Source organism: Longivirga aurantiaca (genome assembly GCF_042660085.1).
Lineage (GTDB): Bacteria > Actinomycetota > Actinomycetes > S36-B12 > CAIYMF01 > Longivirga > Longivirga aurantiaca.
This window is the reverse complement of record NZ_JBHSTI010000056.1, coordinates 1-2,589: the sequence shown is the minus strand read 5'-3', so window position 1 is coordinate 2,589 and position 2,589 is coordinate 1. Positions and strand designations below refer to the sequence as shown.

2 protein-coding genes are annotated in these 2,589 nt (G+C 74.7%); both read right to left on the bottom strand.

What is annotated here, in order from left to right; genetic code table 11:
• Positions 1-1,863: DNA polymerase III subunit gamma and tau (locus tag ACFQGU_RS17325; RefSeq protein WP_386768950.1), on the bottom strand; the 1,863-nt coding region annotated here is incomplete at its 3' end.
• 130 nt (positions 1,864-1,993) lie between these two features.
• Positions 1,994-2,374 (bottom strand): winged helix-turn-helix transcriptional regulator, encoded by a 381-nt coding sequence (locus ACFQGU_RS17320; protein ID WP_386768951.1) that lies wholly within the window; start codon positions 2,372-2,374, stop codon positions 1,994-1,996.
• Positions 2,375-2,589 lie beyond the last annotated feature (215 nt).

Genomic DNA, 2,589 nt, shown 5'->3' with positions numbered 1-2,589 from the left:
GGGCGCGCGGGCGGGCTCGGGCGCGGTGGCGCGACCCGGGTCGAGGACGAGGTCGACCTCGACGTCGAGGCGCAGCACGTCGAGCACCGCGATGCGCAGCAGCTCGAGGTGGCCCTTGTTGCTGCGCAGGATGCCCATGCGCACCTTGTCGGGGTGCGCGAGCGTCAGCATGCGGGTGCTGCGGCTGAGCGGCACAGCTCCCTCGGCCAACGTGTGCGCGACCCGGCTCGAGGACTTCAGCGCCTCGAGCACCGCGGGCCACATCGCCACGACCGGTCCGAGGTCGACGGCTTCGTTCGGATCCGCGGGCGCGGCGGCGGCGGGCTGCTCGACGTCCCCCGGCTCGACGGCGACAGGCTCCGGCTGATCGGCGGCGGCCTCGGCGGGCGCGTCACCGACGGGTGCGGTGCTCGGCGCGATGCTCGAGAGCCGCGGCGGTGCGGGCGGGCTGCCGGCCGGTCGCTCGGGGGCGGCGGTCGGCGCGGGGCGCGCGGGCGCGGGCCGGCCCGGCGCGGGCGCAGCCGGCGTCGCGGCGACAGGCTCTGCCGGCGGCGCGGCAGCGGACGGGGTGGCGTCCTTCACCGGAGCGGAGGTCGGTGCGGGGGCGGGCGCCGCAGCAGGTGCCGGTGCGGCTGCCGGCTCCGGCCGGGCCGGGGGGTGCGGGTGCGACGGCGCGACCGCTGCCGGGGCGCCGTCGCCGGCGAACGACATGCGGTGCTCGAGCCGCTCGAGACGCGCGGCGAGGCCGGCCTCGGAACCGTCGGCCGCAGGCAGCAGCAGGCGTGCCATGAGCAGCTCGAGCTGAAGGCGCGGCGCGGTGGCTCCCTTGAGCTCGGAGAGTCCGACGCTCACGAGGTCGGCGGCACGGGACAGCTGCGCGAGGCCGAGACGGGCGGACTGCTCGCGCATCGTCGCGAGCACCGTGTCGGGGGCGTCGATAAGGCCCTGGTCGGCCGCCTCGGGCACCTCGTGCAGCACGACGAGGTCGCGCAGGCGCTCGAGCAGGTCGGCGGCGAAGCGGCGGGGGTCGAGGCCCGACTCCACGACCGAGTCGACCACGGCGAACATCGTGGGGCCGTCGCCGTCGGCGAAGGCGTCGACCACCCGCTCGAGGAGTGCGGCGTCGGTGAACCCGAGCTGCGCGACGGCGTCGGCGTAGGTCAGGCCCTCGGGCCCGGAGCCGGCGATGAGCTGGCCGAGCACGGACTGCGCGTCACGGACCGAGCCGGCACCCGCGCGGGCCACCAGGGCGAGCGCCTCGGCCTGGGCGGGCACGCCCTCCTGCTCGCACATCCAGGCCAGGTGCTCCTGCAGCCGGCGGGCCGTGACCAGGCGGTAGGGGTAGTGGTGCGTGCGCGACCGGATCGTGGCGAGGATCTTGTCCGGCTCGGTCGTCGCGAACACGAACTTCAGGTGCGGCGGCGGCTCCTCGATCAGCTTGAGCAGCGCGTTGGCGGCGTCGACGGTCAGCTGGTGGGCCTCGTCGATGATGTAGACCTTGTAGCGGCTCGCGGCGGGGGCGTACATCGCCTTCTCGCGCAGCTCGCGGGCGTCGTCGATGCCGCGGTGGCTGGCGGCGTCCATCTCGACGACGTCGATCGAGCCCGGGCCGTTGGGCGCCAGGTCCTGGCAGCTTCCGCACTCGCCGCACGGCTCGGACGTCGGCCCCTGCGCGCAGTTCAGCGACCGCGCCAGGATGCGCGCGGTCGAGGTCTTGCCGCACCCGCGCGGACCGGTGAACAGGTAGGCGTGGTGCGCCCTCCCGGTGTCGATCGCCCGGGCCAGCGGCACCGTGACGTGCTCCTGCCCGATGACGTCCGACAGCCGCCCGGGGCGGTAGGTGCGGTAGAGGGCGAGGGACACGCGAGCACCCTAGTCGCCCGCCCGGACAGCGACACCCCCCGGCAATTTGCCCCCGGATCCGTCGCTTCCCAGCCCGATTCGTCGCCTCTTCACGACACATCCGGGGGCAGATCCGCCGGACCGCCGGCCGCTAGGCCGGGGCCTGGGCCTCGTCGTACTCCTCGCGGGAGCGCATGACGTCCTCGATGTGCGTGCGGGCCCAGCCGTCGAGAGCCGCAAGCGGCCCGGTCAGCGTGCGGCCGGACTCGGTGAGCTCGTACTCCACCTTCGGGGGCACCGCGGCATGCACGGTGCGCGTGACGAGGCCGTCGCGCTCGAGGCCGCGCAAGGTCTGGGTGAGCATCTTCTGGCTCACGCCGTCGATGCGGCGGCTGAGCTCGGAGAAGCGCATCGGCCCCCCGGTGAGCGAGCCGACGACGAGCACGGTCCAGCGGTCGCCGATGCGGTCGAGGATCGTCCGCGTGGCGCAGTTCCGGTTGTACGGGTCGGGCGTCTGCTCGCTGACCTGCATGGTCACCTCCGGGTAAGTACCCCACAGGAAAGTGCCTGCTCTCCGATGGGAAGCGACTCCAGGGTACGCCGGTTGCAGCCGGCAGGGAGCAGCCGAGGCGGCTGCGCCGATCACCCACTGGAGGATCCATGTCCGTCGTCGTCACTGCCGCGTCCAGCCACCTCGGCCGCAGCGTCATCGCGTCGCTGCTCGAGCGCGGCGTGCCCGCCGCCGGG